The 3,254-nt window shown below is 56.7% G+C and carries 1 rRNA gene; it reads left to right on the forward strand.

What is annotated here, in order from left to right:
• The first annotated feature begins 100 nt into the window (after window positions 1–100).
• Window positions 101–3,223: ribosomal RNA gene (locus tag AB0O53_RS38275) — 23S ribosomal RNA — on the forward strand.
• The last annotated feature ends 31 nt before the right edge of the window (window positions 3,224–3,254 follow it).

The following is a 3,254-nucleotide window of genomic DNA, read 5'->3' on the forward strand; positions in this document are numbered from 1 at the left end:
GATCTTCAGTGCCGGCCCCAGTGAACTCACCAGTTTGTCTGGTGGGGTGATGGGTGGCTGGTCGTTGTTTGAGAACTACACAGTGGACGCGAGCATCTGTGGCCAAGTTTTTAAGGGCGCACGGTGGATGCCTTGGCACCAGGAACCGATGAAGGACGTGAGAGGCCGCGATAGGCCCCGGGGAGCTGCCAACTGAGCTTTGATCCGGGGGTGTCCGAATGGGGAAACCCGGCAGTCGTCATGGGCTGTCACCCACTGCTGAACACATAGGCAGTGTGGAGGGAACGAGGGGAAGTGAAACATCTCAGTACCCTCAGGAAGAGAAAACAACCGTGATTCCGGGAGTAGTGGCGAGCGAAACCGGATGAGGCCAAACCGTATGCGTGTGATACCCGGCAGGGGTTGCGCATGCGGGGTTGTGGGAATGAGCTTCAGTCGTCTGCCGGCGGCTGGGCGAGTCAGAAACCGTTGATGTAGTCGAAGGACATGCGAAAGGTCCGGCGTAGAGGGTAAGACCCCCGTAGACGAAACATCAGCGGCTTGCTTGCTCATCTCCCAAGTAGCACGGGGCCCGAGAAATCCCGTGTGAATCTGGCGGGACCACCCGCTAAGCCTAAATATTCCCTGGTGACCGATAGCGGATAGTACCGTGAGGGAATGGTGAAAAGTACCGCGGGAGCGGAGTGAAATAGTACCTGAAACCGTGTGCCTACAAGCCGTGGGAGCGTCGCGTTGCATGCTTGCATGCAACGTCGTGACTGCGTGCCTTTTGAAGAATGAGCCTGCGAGTTAGCGGTGTGTAGCGAGGTTAACCCGTGTGGGGAAGCCGTAGCGAAAGCGAGTCCGAATAGGGCGATTGAGTTGCACGCTCTAGACCCGAAGCGGAGTGATCTAGCCATGGGCAGGTTGAAGCGGAGGTAAGACTTCGTGGAGGACCGAACCCACCAGGGTTGAAAACCTGGGGGATGACCTGTGGTTAGGGGTGAAAGGCCAATCAAACTCCGTGATAGCTGGTTCTCCCCGAAATGCATTTAGGTGCAGCGTCGTGTGTTTCTTGCCGGAGGTAGAGCACTGGATAGGCGATGGGCCCTACCGGGTTACTGACCTTAGCCAAACTCCGAATGCCGGTAAGTGAGAGCACGGCAGTGAGACTGTGGGGGATAAGCTCCATGGTCGAGAGGGAAACAGCCCAGAGCATCGACTAAGGCCCCTAAGCGTACGCTAAGTGGGAAAGGATGTGGAGTCGCAGAGACAACCAGGAGGTTGGCTTAGAAGCAGCCACCCTTGAAAGAGTGCGTAATAGCTCACTGGTCAAGTGATTCCGCGCCGACAATGTAGCGGGGCTCAAGCGTACCGCCGAAGTCGTGTCATTGCAGCTATAGGGCCAACGCCCGCTGTGATGGGTAGGGGAGCGTCGTGTGCCGGGTGAAGCAGCAGCGGAAGCTAGTTGTGGACGGTTCACGAGTGAGAATGCAGGCATGAGTAGCGATACACACGTGAGAAACGTGTGCGCCGATTGACTAAGGGTTCCTGGGTCAAGCTGATCTGCCCAGGGTAAGTCGGGACCTAAGGCGAGGCCGACAGGCGTAGTCGATGGACAACCGGTTGATATTCCGGTACCCGCTTTGAAACGCCCAATATCGAATCAGGCGATGCTAAGTCCGTGAAGCCGTTCCGGACCCTTCGGGGAAAGGAAAGTGGTGGAGCCGACGAACCAGACTTGTAGTAGGTAAGCGATGGGGTGACGCAGGAAGGTAGTCCAGCCCGGGCGGTGGTTGTCCCGGGGTAAGGGTGTAGGCCGAGGGGTAGGCAAATCCGTCCCTCATTAAGGCTGAGACCTGATGCCGAGCCGATTGTGGTGAAGTGGATGATCCTATGCTGTCGAGAAAAGCCTCTAGCGAGTTTCATGGCGGCCCGTACCCTAAACCGACTCAGGTGGTCAGGTAGAGAATACCGAGGCGTTCGGGTGAACTATGGTTAAGGAACTCGGCAAAATGCCCCCGTAACTTCGGGAGAAGGGGGGCCATCACTGGTGATCGGACTTGCTCCGTGAGCTGGGGGTGGCCGCAGAGACCAGCGAGAAGCGACTGTTTACTAAAAACACAGGTCCGTGCGAAGCCGTAAGGCGATGTATACGGACTGACGCCTGCCCGGTGCTGGAACGTTAAGGGGACCGGTTAGTGACCTTTCGGGGTTGCGAAGCTGAGAACTTAAGCGCCAGTAAACGGCGGTGGTAACTATAACCATCCTAAGGTAGCGAAATTCCTTGTCGGGTAAGTTCCGACCTGCACGAATGGCGTAACGACTTCTCGACTGTCTCAACCATAGGCCCGGTGAAATTGCACTACGAGTAAAGATGCTCGTTTCGCGCAGCAGGACGGAAAGACCCCGGGACCTTTACTACAGTTTGATATTGGTGTTCGGTTCGGCTTGTGTAGGATAGGTGGGAGACTTTGAAGCATCAACGCCAGTTGGTGTGGAGTCGCCGTTGAAATACCACTCTGGTCGTGCTGGATGTCTAACCTCGGTCCGTGATCCGGATCAGGGACAGTGTCTGATGGGTAGTTTAACTGGGGCGGTTGCCTCCCAAAGGGTAACGGAGGCGCCCAAAGGTTCCCTCAGCCTGGTTGGCAATCAGGTGTTGAGTGTAAGTGCACAAGGGAGCTTGACTGTGAGACCGACGGGTCGAGCAGGGACGAAAGTCGGGACTAGTGATCCGGCGGTGGCTTGTGGAAGCGCCGTCGCTCAACGGATAAAAGGTACCCCGGGGATAACAGGCTGATCTTCCCCAAGAGTCCATATCGACGGGATGGTTTGGCACCTCGATGTCGGCTCGTCGCATCCTGGGGCTGGAGTCGGTCCCAAGGGTTGGGCTGTTCGCCCATTAAAGCGGTACGCGAGCTGGGTTTAGAACGTCGTGAGACAGTTCGGTCCCTATCCGCTGTGCGCGTAGGAATATTGAGAAGGGCTGTCCCTAGTACGAGAGGACCGGGACGGACGAACCTCTGGTGTGCCAGTTGTCCTGCCAAGGGCATGGCTGGTTGGCTACGTTCGGGAGGGATAACCGCTGAAAGCATCTAAGCGGGAAGCCTGCTTCAAGATGAGTATTCCCACCTCCTTGAGAGGGTAAGGCTCCCAGTAGACGACTGGGTTGATAGGCCAGATGTGGAAGCCCGGTAACGGGTGAAGCTGACTGGTACTAATAGGCCGAGGGCTTGTCCTCAGTTGCTCGCGTCCACTGTGTTAGTTCTGAA

The sequence above is a fragment of the Streptomyces erythrochromogenes genome, from assembly GCF_040684695.1.
Lineage (GTDB): Bacteria > Actinomycetota > Actinomycetes > Streptomycetales > Streptomycetaceae > Streptomyces > Streptomyces erythrochromogenes_C.